General features: G+C 65.6%; 18 protein-coding genes. 13 read left to right on the top strand and 5 right to left on the bottom strand.

What is annotated here, in order from left to right:
* The first annotated feature begins 32 nt into the window (after positions 1-32).
* The 11 genes from ACTJJX_RS23480 (at position 33) to ACTJJX_RS23430 (ending at position 9,566) form a co-directional block, all read left to right on the top strand.
* Positions 33-1,424: an NAD-dependent succinate-semialdehyde dehydrogenase gene (locus ACTJJX_RS23480; RefSeq protein ID WP_023102500.1), complete on the top strand. Its 1,392-nt coding sequence runs from the start codon at positions 33-35 to the stop codon at positions 1,422-1,424.
* An 80-nt stretch (positions 1,425-1,504) separates the two neighbouring features.
* A complete protein-coding gene (locus tag ACTJJX_RS23475; RefSeq protein WP_023112348.1) occupies positions 1,505-2,644 on the top strand; it encodes an alkene reductase in 1,140 nt (379 codons plus the stop codon).
* A 62-nt stretch (positions 2,645-2,706) separates the two neighbouring features.
* On the top strand, positions 2,707-3,759 hold the full coding sequence (locus ACTJJX_RS23470; protein ID WP_043086373.1) for an aldo/keto reductase: 1,053 nt from the start codon (positions 2,707-2,709) through the stop codon (positions 3,757-3,759).
* A gap of 63 nt (positions 3,760-3,822) precedes the next feature.
* The gene (locus ACTJJX_RS23465) at positions 3,823-4,233 is read left to right on the top strand and encodes an organic hydroperoxide resistance protein (RefSeq protein WP_063977413.1); all 411 of its coding nucleotides are present in this window, start codon (positions 3,823-3,825) and stop codon (positions 4,231-4,233) included.
* Between the two features lie 27 nt (positions 4,234-4,260).
* The gene (locus ACTJJX_RS23460; RefSeq protein WP_023102505.1) at positions 4,261-5,316 is read left to right on the top strand and encodes an NAD(P)-dependent alcohol dehydrogenase; all 1,056 of its coding nucleotides are present in this window, start codon (positions 4,261-4,263) and stop codon (positions 5,314-5,316) included.
* Positions 5,317-5,387: 71 nt separating this feature from the next.
* On the top strand, positions 5,388-6,401 hold the full coding sequence (locus ACTJJX_RS23455) for a zinc-dependent alcohol dehydrogenase family protein (RefSeq protein ID WP_023102506.1): 1,014 nt from the start codon (positions 5,388-5,390) through the stop codon (positions 6,399-6,401).
* 4 nt (positions 6,402-6,405) lie between these two features.
* A complete protein-coding gene (locus tag ACTJJX_RS23450; RefSeq protein WP_158443159.1) occupies positions 6,406-6,558 on the top strand; it encodes a limonene-1,2-epoxide hydrolase family protein in 153 nt (50 codons plus the stop codon).
* 33 nt (positions 6,559-6,591) lie between these two features.
* Positions 6,592-7,551, top strand: coding sequence for a quinone oxidoreductase family protein (locus tag ACTJJX_RS23445; RefSeq protein WP_023102507.1), 960 nt, complete (start codon positions 6,592-6,594; stop codon positions 7,549-7,551).
* Positions 7,552-7,606: 55 nt separating this feature from the next.
* Entirely contained in the window at positions 7,607-8,269 is a 663-nt protein-coding gene (locus tag ACTJJX_RS23440; protein ID WP_023102508.1) for an SDR family oxidoreductase, read from the top strand.
* 89 nt (positions 8,270-8,358) lie between these two features.
* On the top strand, positions 8,359-8,868 hold the full coding sequence (locus tag ACTJJX_RS23435; RefSeq protein WP_023102509.1) for a ferritin-like domain-containing protein: 510 nt from the start codon (positions 8,359-8,361) through the stop codon (positions 8,866-8,868).
* A gap of 116 nt (positions 8,869-8,984) precedes the next feature.
* Positions 8,985-9,566, top strand: a complete 582-nt coding sequence (locus ACTJJX_RS23430; protein ID WP_031633165.1) for a flavin reductase family protein — start codon at positions 8,985-8,987, stop codon at positions 9,564-9,566.
* Positions 9,567-9,608: 42 nt separating this feature from the next.
* On the opposite strand, the gene ACTJJX_RS23425 is transcribed toward ACTJJX_RS23430, so the two are convergent.
* Together ACTJJX_RS23425 and ACTJJX_RS23420 are read right to left on the bottom strand one after the other, a co-directional pair.
* Entirely contained in the window at positions 9,609-10,382 is a 774-nt protein-coding gene (locus tag ACTJJX_RS23425; protein ID WP_023102511.1) for an SDR family NAD(P)-dependent oxidoreductase, read from the bottom strand.
* A 129-nt stretch (positions 10,383-10,511) separates the two neighbouring features.
* Positions 10,512-10,808, bottom strand: coding sequence for a hypothetical protein (locus ACTJJX_RS23420; RefSeq protein WP_023102512.1), 297 nt, complete (start codon positions 10,806-10,808; stop codon positions 10,512-10,514).
* 287 nt (positions 10,809-11,095) lie between these two features.
* Here ACTJJX_RS23420 and ACTJJX_RS23415 point away from each other — a divergent pair, with 287 nt between their 5' ends.
* Together ACTJJX_RS23415 and ACTJJX_RS23410 are read left to right on the top strand one after the other, a co-directional pair.
* Positions 11,096-11,335, top strand: a complete 240-nt coding sequence (locus ACTJJX_RS23415) for a hypothetical protein (protein WP_057380031.1) — start codon at positions 11,096-11,098, stop codon at positions 11,333-11,335.
* A complete protein-coding gene (locus ACTJJX_RS23410; protein WP_052097857.1) occupies positions 11,332-13,020 on the top strand; it encodes an MFS transporter in 1,689 nt (562 codons plus the stop codon). The genes ACTJJX_RS23415 and ACTJJX_RS23410 overlap by 4 nt, the downstream gene beginning before the upstream one ends.
* Here the strand turns inward: ACTJJX_RS23410 and ACTJJX_RS23405 are convergent.
* The 3 genes from ACTJJX_RS23405 to ACTJJX_RS23395 form a co-directional block, all read right to left on the bottom strand.
* Positions 13,002-13,688, bottom strand: coding sequence for a TetR/AcrR family transcriptional regulator (locus tag ACTJJX_RS23405; protein ID WP_031633172.1), 687 nt, complete (start codon positions 13,686-13,688; stop codon positions 13,002-13,004). The genes ACTJJX_RS23410 and ACTJJX_RS23405 overlap by 19 nt on opposite strands.
* Before the next feature lie 273 nt (positions 13,689-13,961).
* Complete coding sequence (locus tag ACTJJX_RS23400; RefSeq protein WP_228754952.1) at positions 13,962-14,318, bottom strand: hypothetical protein; 357 nt, start codon at positions 14,316-14,318, stop codon at positions 13,962-13,964.
* A gap of 120 nt (positions 14,319-14,438) precedes the next feature.
* Positions 14,439-16,712 carry a DEAD/DEAH box helicase family protein gene (locus ACTJJX_RS23395; RefSeq protein WP_023102516.1) on the bottom strand — a complete coding sequence of 758 codons (2,274 nt, stop codon included), beginning with the start codon at positions 16,710-16,712 and terminating at the stop codon, positions 14,439-14,441.
* Positions 16,713-16,789 lie beyond the last annotated feature (77 nt).

Here is a 16,789-nt window from a genome sequence, read left to right as displayed (position 1 = left end):
TTGTTCGTTCACTGCTGCAAGGAGTCATAGCTATGGCCTACGCCACCACCAACCCCTACACCGGCGAAGTCGTCAAGACCTTCCCCGACGCTACCGACGCCGAAGTCTCCCAGGCCATCGGCGCCGCCCATGAAGCCTTCCTGGCCTGGCGCGAGCGCTCGTTCGAAGAGCGCGGTGCGATCCTGCAGCGCGCCGCCGACCTGCTGCGCGAGAATGCCGAGGCGCATGCGGGGCTGCTGACCCTGGAGATGGGCAAGATCACCGCCGAAGCGCTGGCCGAGGTCGAGCTGTCCGCGCGCATCTTTGAGTACTACGTGAAGCACGCCGAAGCCCTGCTGGCACCGGAGAAATTGCCGGTGGCCGATCCGGCCGAAGGCGACGCGCTGCTGGTGCACGAGCCGCTGGGCGTGATCCTGGCGATCGAGCCGTGGAATTTCCCCTACTACCAGATCGCCCGCATCCTGGCTCCGCAGCTGGCCGCTGGCAATACCTTGTTGCTCAAGCACGCCGCCAACGTGCCGCAGAGCGCGGACGCCTTCGAGAAACTGATGCTCGACGCGGGCTTGCCGCAAGGCGCCTTCAAGAACCTCTACGCCACGCGCCAGCAGATCGAGACCATCATCAACGATCCGCGCGTGCACGGCGTGGCCTTGACCGGCTCGGAGGGTGCCGGCGCAGTGGTCGCCGCCCAGGCCGGCAAGGCGCTGAAGAAGTCGACGCTGGAACTGGGGGGCGCCGACGCCTTCGTGGTACTGGCCGACGCCGAACTGGACAAGACCGTGAAGTGGGCGGTGTTCGGTCGCCACTGGAATGCCGGCCAGGTCTGCGTGTCCTCCAAGCGCATCATCCTGGTCGAGGCCATCTACGACGAGTTCCTGCGCCGCTACACCGAGGGCGTGGCCGCGCTCAAGGCGGGCGACCCCTTCGATGCGGCAACCACCCTGGCGCCATTGTCCTCGCAGAAAGCCGCCGACGACATCAAGGAGCAGATTCGTCAAGCTGTCGCCCACGGCGCTACCGCCACTGAGGTCGGACCCAAGGTGCCGACCCAAGGCGCCTTCGTGCAGCCGACCATCCTCACCGGCGTGACCCCGGACAACCCAGCCTACTACTGGGAGTTCTTCGGGCCGGTGTCGCTGATCTACCGCGCCGCCGATGAGGAAGAGGCGATCGCCATCGCCAACGACTCGCCGTTCGGCCTGGGTGGCTCGGTGTTCACCGCCGACGCCAAACATGGCGCGGAAGTCGCCAAGCGCATCTCCACCGGCATGGTGTTCGTCAACCACCCGACCATGGCCAAGGCCGACCTGCCGTTCGGCGGAGTGCGCCGCTCCGGCTACGGCCGCGAGCTGCTAGGCCTGGGCCTGAAGGAGTTCGTCAACCACAAGCTGATCGACGTGGTCGATATCGACGCGCCGTTCTGATGCGGGCCGGCCGGCGGCCAGTCGCTCCCGCTCTCATCGCGGGAACGATTGGCGGCGCCCAACCCCGTTCTGCTCACAACATGAAGGAAAACATCTTGAGCAACCGAAGCCTTTTCCGGCCCTTGCAACTCGGCAGCTACACACTGAAGAATCGTATCGTGCTGCCGCCGTTGACCCGGCAACGCAGCACCCAGCCCGGCAATGCCGCCAATGAGCTGATGGCCACTTATTACCAGCAGCGCGCCGGTGCCGGCCTGCTGATCAGCGAGGGCACCCAGATCGAGCCGCGCGGCGAGGGCTATGCCTGGACCCCGGGCATCTACAGCCCGGCCCAGGTCGAGGGCTGGCGCAAGGTCACCGAGGCCGTACACGCCGAAGGCGGGATCATCTTCGCCCAGCTCTGGCACGTCGGTCGCGTCTCCCACAGCGCGCTGCAGCCGGGGGGCGCGGCCCCCGTCGCTCCCTCTGCGATCCCGGCCGACCGGGTCAGCGTGTTCATAGAGACTGCCCCCGGCGCCGGTACCCTGGTGCCGCCGTCAGTGCCGCGCGCCCTGAGCACCGCCGAAGTCAAGGAGCTGGTGCAGCTCTATGCCCAGGCTGCCCGCAACGCGCTGGACGCCGGCTTCGACGGCGTGGAGATCCACGCCGCCAATGGCTACCTAGTTAACCAGTTCATCTCCGCCCGTACCAACCAGCGCGACGACGAGTATGGTGGCTCGCTGGACAACCGCCTGCGTTTTCTGCGCGAGGTGGTCCAGGCGGTGGCCGGCGTGGTCGGCCCGCAGCGCCTGGGCGTGCGCTTCTCGCCGCTGTTCACCACGACCGATGAGGATCGCGTCTACCTGGGCCTGGTCGAGGACGATCCGCACGCGACCTACATCGCTGCCGCCAGGGTGCTGGAGGAGGCGGGAATCGGCTATGTCTCGATCGCCGAGGCCGACTGGGACAACGCCCCGGAACTGCCCGAGGACTTTCGTCGCGACCTGCGCCAGACGTTCAGCGGACGCATCATCGTCGCCGGTCGCTACACCGCCGAGCGCGGCGAGCGCCTGCTTGAGGCGGGGCTGGCCGATCTGATCGCCTTTGGTCGCCCGTTCATCGCCAACCCTGATCTGCCGGCGCGCATCGCGCACGGCTGGCCGCTCAATGCGCTGAACCCCGCCACCATGTATGGCGGCGGTACGGCAGGCTACACGGATTATCCGGTCCACGCCGGCTAGCCGGCGCGCGTCGCATCACCCACCGGGCAGCCATGGCCGCCCTCACCACAGAGGACATCGCGATGGAATACAAGACGCTGGGGAACACCGGCTTGCTGGTCTCTTCGCTGTGCCTGGGCACGATGACTTTCGGCGACGGCCAGGGCATCTTCCGGCACATCGGCAGCGCCGGCCAGGACGAGGCCGACGCGATAGTCAAGGCTGCCGTCGACGGCGGGATCAACTTCTTCGACACCGCCGATGCCTATTCGGCCGGCAGCAGCGAGCAGGTGCTTGGCCAGTCGCTGCGCAACCTCGGCATCGCCCGCAAGGATGTGGTGCTGGCGACCAAGGGCTATACCCGCACCGGCCCCGGGCGCAACGATGTGGGCGCTTCGCGCGGCCACATCCTCGATGCGGTGGAGGCCAGCCTGCGGCGCCTGCAGACCGATCACATCGACCTTTACCAGATCCATGCCAACGATCCGGTCACGCCTATCGAGGAAACCCTGCGCGCGCTCGATGACCTGGTGCGCCAGGGCAAGGTCCGCTACGTCGGCGTCTCCAACTGGCAGGCGTGGAAGATCGCCCGCGCGCTGGGCGTCTCCGAAGCGCGCAACCTGGCCCGCTTCGATACCCTGCAGGCGTACTACTCGATTGCCGGGCGCGACATCGAACGCGAACTCGTACCGCTGCTGCAGGCCGAGAAGATCGGGCTGCTGGTGTGGAGTCCACTGGCCGGCGGGCTGCTCTCGGGCAAGTTCGACCGCGAGCACCAGAAGCCGGAAGGCGCGCGTCGCTCGGAGTTCGACTTCCCGTTCGTCGACAAGGAACGGGCCTGGAACGTCGTCGAGGCGATGAAACCGATAGCTGCGGCGCACGGCTGCAGTGTCGCCCGCGTCGCGCTGGCCTGGCTGCTGTCGCGGCCGGTGGTGACCTCGGTGATCGTCGGCGCCCGGCGCCTGGAGCAGTTGCACGACAATCTTGCCGCCGTCGAACTGGCGCTGAGCGAGGTGGAGCTGACCGCGCTTGATGCGGCCAGCGCCTTGCTGCGCGAGTACCCCGGCTGGGTGCTGGAAGTGCAGAACGCGGATCGGCTCGGCCCCGTGGACCGCTGGTCCGGCCTTTCTTCCTGAAATTCGTCGCGGACCACTCCGGTCCGCTCTTTTCCGATCCCTTGACCCTTAGGAGTTGACATCATGAAGATTTTCTACAAGACCCGCGCCACCGCCGTCGGCGGCCGTTCCGGACGCACCACGCTGGACGATGGCAGCCTTGCGCTGGACATGTCCCAGCCCGGTTCCGGCAAGGCTGGCGCCAACCCCGAACAGCTTTTCGCCATGGGCTACGCCGCCTGCTTCGACAACGCGTTGCCGGTGGCGGCCAAGCAATTGAAGCTGGCACCCACCGCCACCAGGACCTCGGTCGAGGTCGGCATCGGCCAGACCGCCGAGGGCGGCTATGCCCTGGACATCGACCTCTACGTGGAAGTCCAGGGCCTTAGCGAAGCCGACGCGCACAAGCTGGTGGAGACCACCCACCAGGTCTGCCCGTACTCCAACGCCACCCGCGGCAACGTCGACGTGCGCCTGCACACCAGCGTCGCCTGAAACACATCAAACCCAAGGAGAAACACCATGACAGTAAAAGCCTATGGCACCCACGCCGCTGACACGCCGCTGGCGGCGCTCGACATTGTTCGCCGCGAGCCGGGGCCGCACGACGTCAAGATCGACATCGCCTACTGCGGCGTCTGCCATTCCGACCTGCACCAGGCCCGCAACGAGTGGGCCAACACGCTGTACCCCTGCGTGCCCGGGCACGAAATCGTCGGCCACGTTTCGGCCATCGGCAGTGCGGTGACCAAGTTCAAGATCGGCGACACGGTCGGCGTCGGCTGCCTGGTCGACAGTTGCCATCATTGCCCGGCCTGCGACGCGGGCCTGGAGCAGTATTGCGAGCACGGCCAGGTCTTCACCTACAATGGCCCGACGCATGATGCGCCCGGCCACACCCTGGGCGGCTATTCGCAGCAGATCGTAGTCAAGGACGACTTCGTCCTGAAGGTTTCGCACCCCGAGGCGCAACTGGCCGCCGTGGCGCCGCTGTTGTGCGCCGGCGTCACCACCTGGTCGCCGTTGCGCCACTGGAAGGTCGGTCCTGGCCAGAAAGTGGGCATCGTGGGTATCGGCGGGCTTGGCCACATGGGCATCAAGCTGGCACATGCCCTGGGCGCACACACCGTGGCCTTCACCACCAGCGAGAGCAAGCGCGCCGCTGCGCTGGAACTGGGCGCCGACGAAGTCATTGTCTCGCGTAACGCTGAAGAGATGGCGGCGCACGCCAACAGTTTCGACTTCATCCTCAACACGGTCGCAGCCAGCCACGACCTCGACGCCTTCACTGGCCTGCTCAAACTCGACGGCACCATGACCCTGGTCGGCGTACCCGAGCACCCGCACCCGTCGCCGAGCATCGCCAATCTCATCTTCAAGCGCCGCAGCATCGCCGGCTCGCTGATCGGCGGCATCGCCGAGACCCAGGAGATGCTCGACTTCTGCGCCGAGAAAGGCATCGTCGCCGAGATCGAGATGATCGCCATCCAGCAGATCAACGACGCCTACGAGCGCATGCTCAAGAGCGACGTGAAGTACCGCTTCGTGATCGACAGCGCGAGCCTGGCCGCCGCCTGAGGCGAAACAGCCTAACCGTTGCGGGCCGCTTCCCGGCGAGGCGGCCCGCGTGTTGAAGCAGGAGATTCAAGATGAAAGTCATTGTCATACGCGCGCCCGGCGGACTCGACCGCCTCGAAGTACGCGACCTGCCTGATCCCGGCCAGCCGGGGCCAGGGCAGATCCGAGTGAAGCTACACGCCAGTTCGCTCAATTTCCATGACCTGCTGGTGGCCAACGGCGGCTTTCCCGCCGCCGACGAGCGGGTGCTGCTGTCCGACGCCGCCGGCGTGGTCGAGGCGGTGGGCGAAGGCGTCACGGAATTCAAGCCCGGCGACCACGTGGTCTCCGTCTTCTTCCCGCACTGGGCCGATGGCCTGCCGTTCGGCAGTGTTGGCAACTTCCAGGGCACGCCCGGCGACGGCATCGACGGCTACGCCACCGAGGTCGCGGTGCGCGCGGCCACCGATTTCACCCTGGCGCCGCGCGGCTGGAGCCATGCCGAGGCGGCAACCATCACCACCGCCGGGCTGACGGCATGGCGCGCGCTGGTGGCCGACGGCCCGCTCAAGGCCGGCGAGAGCGTGCTGGTGCTGGGCAGCGGAGGGGTCTCGGTGGCGGCGTTGCAGATCGCCAAGGCGATGGGCGCGAGCGTGATTGCCACCTCCTCATCGGATGAGAAGCTCGAACGCCTGCGCGCGCTCGGCGCCGACCACCTGATCAACTACCGGCAGACGCCGGAGTGGGGCACACGGGTGTTGGAGATCACCGGTGGGCGCGGCGTCGATCACGTGCTGGAGGTCGGCGGCCCGGGCACGCTGGCGCAGTCCATCCGCGCGGTGCGCGTGGGCGGCCACATCGCGCTGATCGGCGTGCTGACCGGACACGCCGGCGAGGTGCCGACCACCGTGCTGATGGCAAAGCAGGCGCGGCTTCAAGGCCTGATCGTCGGCAGCCGGCGCCTGCAACAGGAATACATCGCGGCGATGGAACAGACCGGCATCCGCCCGGTGATCGACCGCAGCTTCCCGCTGGAACAGCTCGCCGAGGCCTTCCGCTTCCAGGAAAGCGGCCGCCATTTCGGCAAGGTCGTGGTGGAGATCTGAGCGCGTGGACCACCGGCGCCCGACCGATGGCGCGGTGCTGACGACGATCCGCCTGATGGGCCTCTTCATCGCGCCCGACGGCACAATTGCCGAATGGCGCGATTATTTTCCGTTTCACGCCGCCCGCTTGGGGCGGCATGAGCGCACCGAACGGTGAGTGCCCGGACATACCACAAGAAAGGAGCATGACATGAAAGCAGCCATCTACGAACAACCTGGAAATCCCTCCGTCCTGCATCTGGCCGAGGTTCCGGACCCGGTCGCGGGCGACGACGACCTGCTCATCCGCGTCGAGGCCATCAGCATTGAAGGTGGCGATCTCATCGGGCGCCGCAGCAGCACCTCGTCCGGCCCGAGCGACATCCTTGGCTACGCCGCCGCTGGCGAAATCTTGCAGGTGGGTCGGTCGGTGACCGGCTTCAAGGTCGGCCAGAAGGTCACAGGGTTCAATTTCAAGGGATCGCACGCCGAACTGCGCGCCGTGCCCGCGGCGACCAGCTGGCTCGTGCCGGATGGCCTCGACATCAAGGTCGCGGCGGCGATCCCGTCGGGTCCGGGCACCGCCGCCTACACGCTGCAACTGGGGGCGCTCAGGTCGGGCGAGACCGTGCTGATCCAGGGCGCGGCGGGCGGCGTGGGGCTGGCCGCCGTCCAGCTCGCGGCCAGGGCGGGCGCGCGGGTCATCGGCACCGGCACGCGTGCAGACACGCTGGAGGAACTCCGCGCATACGGGCTCTCCGACGCCATCGTCACCACCGACCAGCCCGCCAGCGACCAGATCCGCGCGCTGCTCGGCGGCAACAAGGTCGACCTTCTGATCGACAATATCGGCGGGCCGGCGCTGGTCGATGGCCTCCAGGCCGTGAGGGACGGCGGACGCGCCATCATCGTGGGCGTGTTCGGTGGCCGCAACCAGCCGATCGACGCGGGGCATCTTCTGGTCCATCGGCAAACGGTGATCGGCTGCCTGCTCGGCCCCGTCATGGGCGAGCCCGAGGTCCATGCACTGATCGACGATCTGCTCCAGCAGGCCCTGCGCGGCGAGATCAAGGTGCCGATCGACGCGACCTTCGCACTTGCCGACGCGGCGGCCGCTCATCGACGGGCAGAAGAGCGCGGCCGCATCGGCCGCGTGGTCATGGTGCCTTGAATGCGATGTCCGGGCTGTCACGATAGATCCGGCAGCCCAAACCCGGGAGAAAGATATGAGCAAGGTCTTCATCATCGGCGCGGCGGGCAAGGTCGGGAGCCGCCTGACCCGGCTGCTGGCCGCGCGAGGCCATCGGCCCATCGCGATGCACCGCCACCCGGATCAGGCCGACGAGCTTGCCGCGCTGGGCGCAACGCCGGTGGCCGGCGACCTGACCGGGCTGGACGCTGACGCGCTGGCCTCGCTGCTGTCCGGCAGCGACGCGGTGGTGTTCACTGCCGGCGCGGGCGGCAAGGGCGGGCCGCAGCGCACCGATGCCATCGACGGACGCGGTCTGGAACTGGCCGTCGCGGCGGCGCAGGCGGCAGGCATCCGGCGTTTCCTGCTGGTATCGGCCTTTCCCGAGGCCGGCCGCGGAAGGCACGTCTCGGATACCTTCGAGAACTACATGAAGGTGAAGAAACAGGCCGACGTATATCTGGCGCAGAGTGGTCTGGACTGGGTCATCCTGCGTCCGGGCACGCTGGTGGATACCGCGGGCACCGGCAGGATCACCGCCGGACCGGCGATCCCCTATGGCGACGTGCCGAGAGACGACGTGGCGGCGACGCTCGCCGAACTGATCGATCAACCCACAATCAACCGGGCCATCATCGAGCTGACCCAGGGCACTGCCCCGGTACGCGACGCACTGGCCGCGCTCGCGCGGCAGGAATAGCCCAACGTCCATGGAGATCGGCAGCCTCGCCCAAGGCGATCTTGCCGCCTTCACCACCGACCCGCAGAGATAGATAAGGAATCGAACCCATGTCAAACCAGCTCTCGCAGAAACCGACCGAGGACACCGAGGTCACCCGGATCATCAACCGCCTGCTCGGCACCTACTGGAGCGCCTATGCACAGCACCGGATGCATGCCGCGCTGGCCGACGCCTGGGGCATCGCCGACCTCGCCCGCAACATGGAGGCGCATATCGACGACGAACCGGTCACCATCGTCGCGCTCTCCAACCGGCTGCTCGACCTCGGCGGCGTGCCCGATTTCAGCATCGCCCCGCCCAGCATCGGCCGGACGCTGCGCGAGGTACTGGAGAACGACCTGGCATTGCAGCGCCAGGCCCGCCCCGCGCTGAACGCCGCCGCCGAAGCCGCCGCGGCCGCCCATGATGCCACGAGCCGGGTGATGTTCGAGCGGATCCTGGCGGACGAGGAAGAACATCTGTCCTGGCTCGACACCGAACTGCAACTGCTGGATCTGCTCGGCGAACCGCTGTATGTCGCCAATCGGCTCCATCCGCCGCGCGGCGCCGGACAATAGCGGAGCAGTTCATGGGATGTGCGCCATCGAACATGAAACTGGCGCAAGGCGATGTTTCCGCGCTGGCCGCACTCGCAAACTGGAGATAGCCCGTAATGCATGAAGAACGGGAAGAAATGACAAGTTCCATCCAGCCGGTCGTACTGGACGATGCCTATCGGCTGATCACCCATGGCCCGACCATTCTGGTGTCGGCTCGCCATGGCGGTATCGACAATGTCATGGCTGCGGCCTGGGCATGCGCGCTCGATTTCTCGCCCCCGAAACTGACCGTGGTACTGGACAAGATCACCCGCACGCGCGAACTGATCGAGGCCAGCGGCGCATTCGTCATCCAGGTGCCGACCGTCGCGCAGGCGCGGCTGGTGCACGAGGCGGGAACGCGCAGCCTGCATCAGGACCCGAACAAGCTCCAGAACTGCGGCGTGGAACTGCTGCGCTTCGCTGGCCACGACCTGCCCTTCGTGGCCGGTTGCTCGGCCTGGCTGGCGTGCAGGCTCGTTCCGGAACCGCGCAATCAGGACCTTTACGACCTGTTCATCGGCGAGGTCGTCGGCGCTTGGGCGGACGAGCGGGTGTTCAGCGACGGCCGCTGGCACTATGAGCGCGCCGATCCGGCCTGGCGCAACCTGCACCACGTCGCGGGCGGGCGCTTCTATGCCACGGGGGAGGCGCTGGACGTGCCGACGGCGCCGTGATGTTCAGTCCTGGCAACGCGGAAGCGCCAGCCATTCCACGTTTCACCACGCCGTGACGCCGCCATCGACCCGATAGTCGGAGGCGGTGACGAAGGCGGATTCGTCCGCAGCCAGGAAGGTCGCGCAATATGCCACGTCCTCGGGCTGTCCCAGCCGGCCCAGCATCTGCTTGGCCTCCACGGTCTGGCGGAATCCCGGTTCGTTCTCCAGCCGTGGCCGGGTGTTCCCGGTGACGATCAGCCCCGGCATGATGGTGTTGGCGCGGATGCCGTGCGGCCCACCTTCCACCGCCAGTTGGCGGGTCAGCGCCAGCACACCGCCCTTGCCGGCGCAATGCGCCAGCGCGCCGCCGCCTGCGATCCCCTCGTAGGAATTGACCGAGGAGAAATTGATGATCGAGCCCCGGCCGCTGCGCTTCAGATACGGCCAGGCCGCCTTGCAGGCCAGGAACACCACGTCCAGCTCACCGGCGATGGTGTTCTTCCACTGGCTCTCGAAGTCCATCTCCTCGATGGAAGCGAAGGCCGTCCAGGCGGCGGCGTTGACCAGGATGTCGATGCCGCCGTGGCGCTGCACCGCCAGGTCGATCAGCTTCTGCACGTCCTCCGGGCGGGTGAGATCGCAGGGATGCAGGCTGTCGATCTGCAATCCTTCCTCGCGTGCCTTGGCTAGGGCCGCCTCGGTGGTCTCGGGATTGATGTCGCAACTGACCACCTTGGCGCCCTCGCGGGCGAACATCAACGCGCAGCCCTGGCCGATGCCGCTGCCAAGCCCAGTGACGATAGCGACTTTTCCTTGTAGACGACCTGTTTTCATTCGGAGGACCTCTTGATGATTGAAGGTGGATGGGATCAGCCCCGCCGATTGCCGCAGCATCGCAACGATCAACGTCGGCGCTTGTGATATTTTGCAGGATGCTCGTGCGGATGTGATAGGCCTCAGTTGCTACGGACCTGACGGATGCGCTGCACGTCGTCCCTGGCTGTTGACACTGGCATTGTCGGCCCGGCCCTTGATGAAGCTTCGCACTCCCTCGACCGAGACCTTGCAGTCCTTGTCGCTGTCCACGGTGTCGAAATTACGATGAAGAATCGGGAAATTCGCCTTGGCCTCGTTGCGGTCGAGGTGGGCGTTGGCGTCGGCGTCGGCCTTGCCGATCATCTGCTGTGACCGCTCCAGCGCCGTCGAAGCATCGGTGCCGCATTCCTGGCTGAAGGCGGGAGCCGTCGCAAGCGACAGCAAAGGGCGACGGCTCCCACGCATTTCTTGAGTGATGGGGGCCGACTGACCGGTGCGTGGCCACGCGATCCCGCGATCCCTTGTTTCGGTTGATCAGATGAGGTTTGTGCCTATAATTACCGAATGGTAATTAATGGTGGACTTTGATGGCTCAACGATCGGTAGCGGCTGAAGGTGGCGTGACCGTGCGCCATGCGCGCGGTAGCCGCCGCAGACAGAGAAATAAATGGGCGCTGCTACTGGGATGGCCGCTCGGATCGGCGCGTGGCCGAGTGATTAGGCGCACCCTGATGCTGGCCAGTGTGCTGCTCGCTGCTGCGTTGGCAGCATGGTATCCGGAACTGATCGGGCTGGCAGAGGCCATCGTCCAGAATCCGCAGCGACAGCATCAGGTGCGGGCGGCCATGCAGGAGGCGTCACAGCCTTCCCCGGGGCCAGGCGCAGCAGTCATCGCGGCCACCCGCTCCGGCGAACCAGATGCCGTTGACGCTGCGGATAGGCTGACCGGCTGGTCACGGGGCAAGCCGTGAACGGCCTCGCGCGTGTCGCTGGGGGCGCGCGGCCGTTGCGCCGTCTGCCGCCCTGGAACCGCCACCGGTTCGCCGCTTGCGTGGCCGCCATCGCAGCGGCCTGGATGGCGATGCTCGGCGCTCGCTACGTCGCGCTCGGATATGCCGACGTGCGTGGCGGCCTTGGCTTGGGAGTCGGCGACGGCTCGTGGCTCTCCACGGCCTATGCGGTGGGGGACGTCGTTGGCGTGGTGCTTGGCTGCTGGCTGGCGACCGCCTTGTCGCTGCGTCGAGTGCTGTTGGGAACGACGGGGCTCTTCGTGCTGGCCTCGGGGCTGCTGGCGCTCAGCCCGCCCTATGCCATCCTGCTCGCCGCGCGCGGCGCCCAGGGTCTGGCCGGTGGGGCGCTGCTGCCCATGGCAATCGTCGCACTGTTGCGCACCCTGCCGCCTGGGCACCGCGCACTGGCATTGGCGCTCTACACCTCGGCCTCGACAGTCGCCCCGCAACTGGCCGCCGGCATCGCCGGCTGGCTGCTGGACCGCTGGGGATGGCAGGCGCTGCTGCTGGCCAACCTGCTGCCCGGCCTGCTCGCCTGGGCTGCGGGAACCTATGGCCTGCCCCGCGAGCCCTTGCGCGTGCGCCCGCTGCTGCATACGGACCGCTTCGGATTGCTGCTGCTCATCGGGGGGCTGGGTCTGCTCGCCTGCGCGTTCGACCAGGGCAACCGGCTCGACTGGCTGCATTCGCCCCTCATTCGGGCGCTGCTCGCCGCTGGCGTGGTCGCAGTTTGCGGGTTCGCCTATCACGCGGCCAGCGTGCGGCGTGACCGGCTACTCGACGTCGAGCTGCTGTCGAGGCGCAACATCCTGCTGGGTGCTTGCGGTGTAGTGCCGTTCGGGCTAGCCGCAATGGGCTGCGGCTACGTGATTCCTCAATACCTCGTCCAGGTCCACGGCTATGGCCCCGCTGATCTGGAGCCAGTGCTGTGGGATGCCGCCTGGCCACAGGTGATCAGTTATGGTGGCGCAGTCCTGTGCCTGGACAGGAAATGGCTGGGTGGGCCTCGCCGGCTGTTGGCGTTAGGCTTCGTACTGGTCGCCTCGGGGCTGCTCCTGGCCGGCCTGAACATCAGTGGCACCTGGCTCGCCGGTGGCCTGCGTGCCGGGCAGATCCTCCAGGGACTGGGTCTGCCGCTGATCCTGCTGCCGCTGTTGTATCTGTATGTCGGTGACCTGATGCCACGTGAAGGGGTGCATGCGGCCTTGGTGTTCAACGTGATGCGCAGCCTCGGCGGCACGATCGGACTGGCCGGAATCACGACCTTGGACCGGCTGCGCGAGCAGGCCTGGACCAGCGCCATTCTGCATCACGCGGACACTGCCGCTACGGCGTTCGCCCGTGTCGAATCCCTCGTGGTCGCAGCCGGCCCCCCCTCAGCCGCTGGCGATCAAGCTGTGCACCGCCTGCTCAGCAATCCGCACCTCCAGGCTCAGATCCTTGCCCATGCCGACACGCTGACCGTGCTGGCCATAGCCATGTTGGCAGGCGCGATACTGGCGATGTGCATGAGGTCCTATGGCTCCGGACATCCCAGCGTCAACGACCGCCGCAAGGCCAAGCAGGCGCGTGCGGTCGGCGAGCCTCCGTTGACAGTGGTTTCCAGCACGCGGCATAGACGTTCAGATCATGCTGAATCGGAATGACGCCTGCCTGATGCTGGCGGCGTTCCATTGGCCCGTTCGTGCACAGCCCGCATGACAGCAGGTGCACCATGGAAGAAGCGGGCAATGGTGTTCTCGATCAACGCATCCAGGTCGCCCGGGACCGGCATGTCATAGACCCAGCGGCGCACGGCGAGATAGAACAGCTCACCATGCAGACCCCAGGCCACCTCAAGCTCATCCGCGGACAGGGCCTTGCCTGCCTGCGCATCGCAGGACATGCTGCGCAGTTCGATGGCTAGAGGCTCGATCAATCGCGTCTGGATCAAGGTGAGGTAACGTTGGCTGATGCCGACGCCCTTGAGGCCCGCGAACACGAAGATCCTCACCCAGTCGTAGCGGAAGATCGCATGCAAGTAGGCTTTGTAGAAGTCGGTCAGCCGCGCCTCCAGCGACTTGCCGGGCTGTTGGAGCATCGTTTCCCATTCAGGCTGCCAGCGGCTGAGATAGACCTCCCGGTAGACCCGATCGATCAAGGCTTCCTTAGTCGGGAAATAGCGGAACAGATTCTGATGCGTGATGCCCAGGCGCACTGCCAATTCACGCAGGGTGCCGTCGAAACCGACCTCGGCGAAGAAGCGCACTGCTTCTTCGACGATCTCTTTCTCACGATCTGCGGGCAGCATGCGCCGCCGCTTGGCGGGCGGCATTACAGATGCGTCACATGTCGCCGCAGAAGTCCGTTTGCGGGAAGGTTGGGCGGATTTGATCATCTGCACAGCATAGTCGTAGATAACCATTTGGTAAATAAGGCGACCGCCTATAGTCAGAGGTAAGAGGGACCCGCGTGCAACGTTGGTCCAGGGTTGGTGAACAGCAGTGATGAGACCCGCGTCTCGAATTCAGCATGATCCGGAGGAGCAGCCGATACGGCAACAGTGGCCTGTGCTTCGAGATCATCGCCGTCATCCATGTCCATGCGTTCACGCATTTCGGAGACGAATGCTTCGGGGGGCCATCAGGCCGTAACGCGAAATGCGCACGGGGATGTCTTCCGCGTCGAGGTTTCCGTCCTCGATACGCTGCCCCATGAAGGCGGCGATCTCGGCTTCGTGTGCTTCACTGACGACTGTCGAGGGCGGAAGGGAAGCGTCGATTGACCAGGTGTCCACCTCCGCGGCGGTCTCGCCGGTCAACATGCCTTCGCCGATAGTGCGCTCGCACAGGCCGCGCAGGCGTTCCAGCATTTCCGATGCGGGTTCTCCGTTGAGCAGATAGGTCACGTCGAGCGTCAGGCGAGCGTTGACGATTTCGGACGTAGCTTGGGTGTTGGTGTTCATGGAAATCTCCTTGCGATGAAAAAGAACACAGTCATGCCCACGAAGAACGCGGGCATGACTGCAAGGTGGAAGAAACGAGAAGGCCGACGACCCGATGGGACGCCGGCATGGGGAGTTGAATCAGGCGGCGACAAGTTGCCTTGCCATCGCCACTTCTACGGAATCGCCATCCGTGTTGAGGGCATCCAGACCGGACTCCGGCACATCTCCCGACGTGCTCTGCGAGACGAGGATCTTCTTGGCCATCAGCGACAGGCACGTCATTTGCGACGTGGCCGCATAGCCGAGATAGATGACCTTCACGGCCAGCTTCTGACCGATCCGCCATGACCGGCGCGAGGCCTGCTGAAGCGTGTAAACGTTCCATCCCGACTGCATGAAAACAATCGTTGGGAACTCCAGCAGATCCAGGCCCGTCTTGACCAGTTCGGGATTGGTCAGCAGCACATCAATGCCACGGTCGAGCTGCTCGGCGATCCAGTCTTCGCGTCGTGAGGTATCCACGCTTGCGCGCAGCACCGCGACCTTCAGGCCTTCCTGCTCCAGCAGAACCTTCAGCCTCGACGTGGTGTCCCGCGTCCCGGTGTAGACGGTATAGGCCAGGACCTTGCGGCCCTCGGCTTTCTCTGCCTTGCAGATGTCGATCAGTTCACGCTCTTTCGGCGTGATTTCCAGCTCGTTGAACTGCGACGGTGTGAACGCCAGCAATTCCCGCGTGCGGGGATGCGTGACCGTCTCGGGACGGAAGCACGTGTCTGGCCAGGCCAGAAGCACGTTGAGGACCACGCCAAGAAGCGTCGTGTCCCGCTTACGCAGGGCTTCCTTGAGAGCCGCCGTGAGGCGGCCGGCCAGGTCACGATAAGCGATGGCCTGATCGGCCTCCATCGCGACCTCACGAAATTCCTCCTCGTAGGGAGGAAGCACGTTGCCGCCAATGTCCCTGAGTTTCAGGAACACGGTGAACGGCAGCACGCATCGCAGGATGCCCTTCGGCCCGAAGCCAGGCGCTTTGACGGTGCGCACCGTGATCTTGGTGCCCCTGGCCGTCTTGTGCGCCGTGCCGGTGCTTTCGGAATAGATGTCCTTCAAAACGCCGTGTTCGCGCATGAAGGCCATCGCAGCCGACGTCATGTTGCCAGTCCTGGAGGGACGGTAGCCGTCTTCGATCATCCGTCCGGTCAGCGTCCGGAACAGCAGCGCGAACAAATCGTCCGCGTAGCCGCCCATCAGCGTGCCCGTCAGCAGCAGGGTCCTGCGAGCCTTGGCGGCAAGCACGCCCATCGCCTGTCCCTGTGCGGAACCCGACCCCTTGTACTCATGGCCTTCGTCACACACGAGGAGATCGAAAAAGCCCTGCGGAAGATAGCGTTTGATGAATTCACTGGCTTGATAGCCACCTTCACCAAAGCCAAATTCCATGGAGGCCATTGCACATTCCATGCGCTGGGCCTGCCGGTCGGAGAAGACAAGATCACCGTTCTCGTCCATCAGGTTGATGAACTCGAACAGGTTGTCGCCCAGGAGAGAAACCAGGAACGACTCGCCGAACTTCTTCATCAGCCGCTGGGCCGTGGCCTCCCCGATGGTGGGAATACGCTTGAGCGCCTTGATCACTGCCGAGGACTGGTCGGTGGATGAAAGAGACCGCGGGCGCATCAAAGTCCACAGCGCAGATGCGCAATGGCTGCACTTGCGCCGCGACTCCTCGGCCTCGAGCTCGATCGTGTTGATCGGCTCGCCATCGAGATCGGTGATGACGTGACCGCAATGCGGGCATGCGCCGACGAAGCCGACAGGCGTGCGGCGACGGGTGAACACGGGCTTCCAGTGGAAGCCCATGCGCATCCTGACCCTGCCAAGAACAAAGAACTCCTGGTCGGTGGCCGGTACGCCGAGTTGCTCACGCAACTTCAGCAACTTGACCAGCGTGTCGGGGCCGTTGAGCACCCACACCTTTGCACCGGGGATGGTTTCGAGGATTTCCCGCCGCCACTTGTAGACCAGGTGCGGCGGCGACAGGACCAGCGTGCGGCGGTAGCCTTCGGCATGGAGTACGGCCGCGACGGCAATTGCCATCAGCGTTTTGCCCGTTCCCATCTCCGCGTTGATGATTGCGGCGCGTTCGCTGCGATCGACCAGCAACTCGCTGACAGCGTGGATGACTTCGGCCTGCGCGGGGAACGGCTGCCGCTTGAGACGCGACAGAACCCCTTGCCGATGTGGGCGCGCTTCCCCGGTGTAGACCGGAGGATTGGCGCGGTTGAGGCTTTCCAGCAGTTCGTCACCGAATTCGGAAACGAAATCGTTGAGGCTGATGGTCAGAGGTGAGGACGCTGCTTCAGGCAAATCGCCCTGCACGGCAGAATCGGGGATGGTTTCAAGATCGAGGGACATGGTGATGCTCCAAAGAAAACGGGGCATGCACCTCCCCCTGTGGGGCGATGGACATGCCCCTGGGTGGGAAGATGAGA

It is taken from the genome of Pseudomonas sp. 22490 (genome assembly GCF_052044465.1).
GTDB lineage: Bacteria > Pseudomonadota > Gammaproteobacteria > Pseudomonadales > Pseudomonadaceae > Pseudomonas > Pseudomonas aeruginosa.
This window is presented reverse-complemented; position numbering and strand designations above follow the sequence as displayed.

Coding starts and splice junctions, on each gene's coding strand:
- ACTJJX_RS23395 (WP_023102516.1), bottom strand. CDS start 16,712: ATGTCCCTCGATCTTGAAACCATCCCCGATTCTGCCGTGCAGGGCGAT.
- ACTJJX_RS23445 (WP_023102507.1), top strand. CDS start 6,592: ATGAAAGCAGCCATCTACGAACAACCTGGAAATCCCTCCGTCCTGCAT.
- ACTJJX_RS23475 (WP_023112348.1), top strand. CDS start 1,505: ATGAAGGAAAACATCTTGAGCAACCGAAGCCTTTTCCGGCCCTTGCAA.
- ACTJJX_RS23400 (WP_228754952.1), bottom strand. CDS start 14,318: ATGAACACCAACACCCAAGCTACGTCCGAAATCGTCAACGCTCGCCTG.
- ACTJJX_RS23430 (WP_031633165.1), top strand. CDS start 8,985: ATGACAAGTTCCATCCAGCCGGTCGTACTGGACGATGCCTATCGGCTG.
- ACTJJX_RS23470 (WP_043086373.1), top strand. CDS start 2,707: ATGGAATACAAGACGCTGGGGAACACCGGCTTGCTGGTCTCTTCGCTG.
- ACTJJX_RS23405 (WP_031633172.1), bottom strand. CDS start 13,688: ATGCCGCCCGCCAAGCGGCGGCGCATGCTGCCCGCAGATCGTGAGAAA.
- ACTJJX_RS23415 (WP_057380031.1), top strand. CDS start 11,096: ATGCTGGCCAGTGTGCTGCTCGCTGCTGCGTTGGCAGCATGGTATCCG.
- ACTJJX_RS23465 (WP_063977413.1), top strand. CDS start 3,823: ATGAAGATTTTCTACAAGACCCGCGCCACCGCCGTCGGCGGCCGTTCC.
- ACTJJX_RS23460 (WP_023102505.1), top strand. CDS start 4,261: ATGACAGTAAAAGCCTATGGCACCCACGCCGCTGACACGCCGCTGGCG.
- ACTJJX_RS23455 (WP_023102506.1), top strand. CDS start 5,388: ATGAAAGTCATTGTCATACGCGCGCCCGGCGGACTCGACCGCCTCGAA.
- ACTJJX_RS23425 (WP_023102511.1), bottom strand. CDS start 10,382: ATGAAAACAGGTCGTCTACAAGGAAAAGTCGCTATCGTCACTGGGCTT.
- ACTJJX_RS23435 (WP_023102509.1), top strand. CDS start 8,359: ATGTCAAACCAGCTCTCGCAGAAACCGACCGAGGACACCGAGGTCACC.
- ACTJJX_RS23440 (WP_023102508.1), top strand. CDS start 7,607: ATGAGCAAGGTCTTCATCATCGGCGCGGCGGGCAAGGTCGGGAGCCGC.
- ACTJJX_RS23480 (WP_023102500.1), top strand. CDS start 33: ATGGCCTACGCCACCACCAACCCCTACACCGGCGAAGTCGTCAAGACC.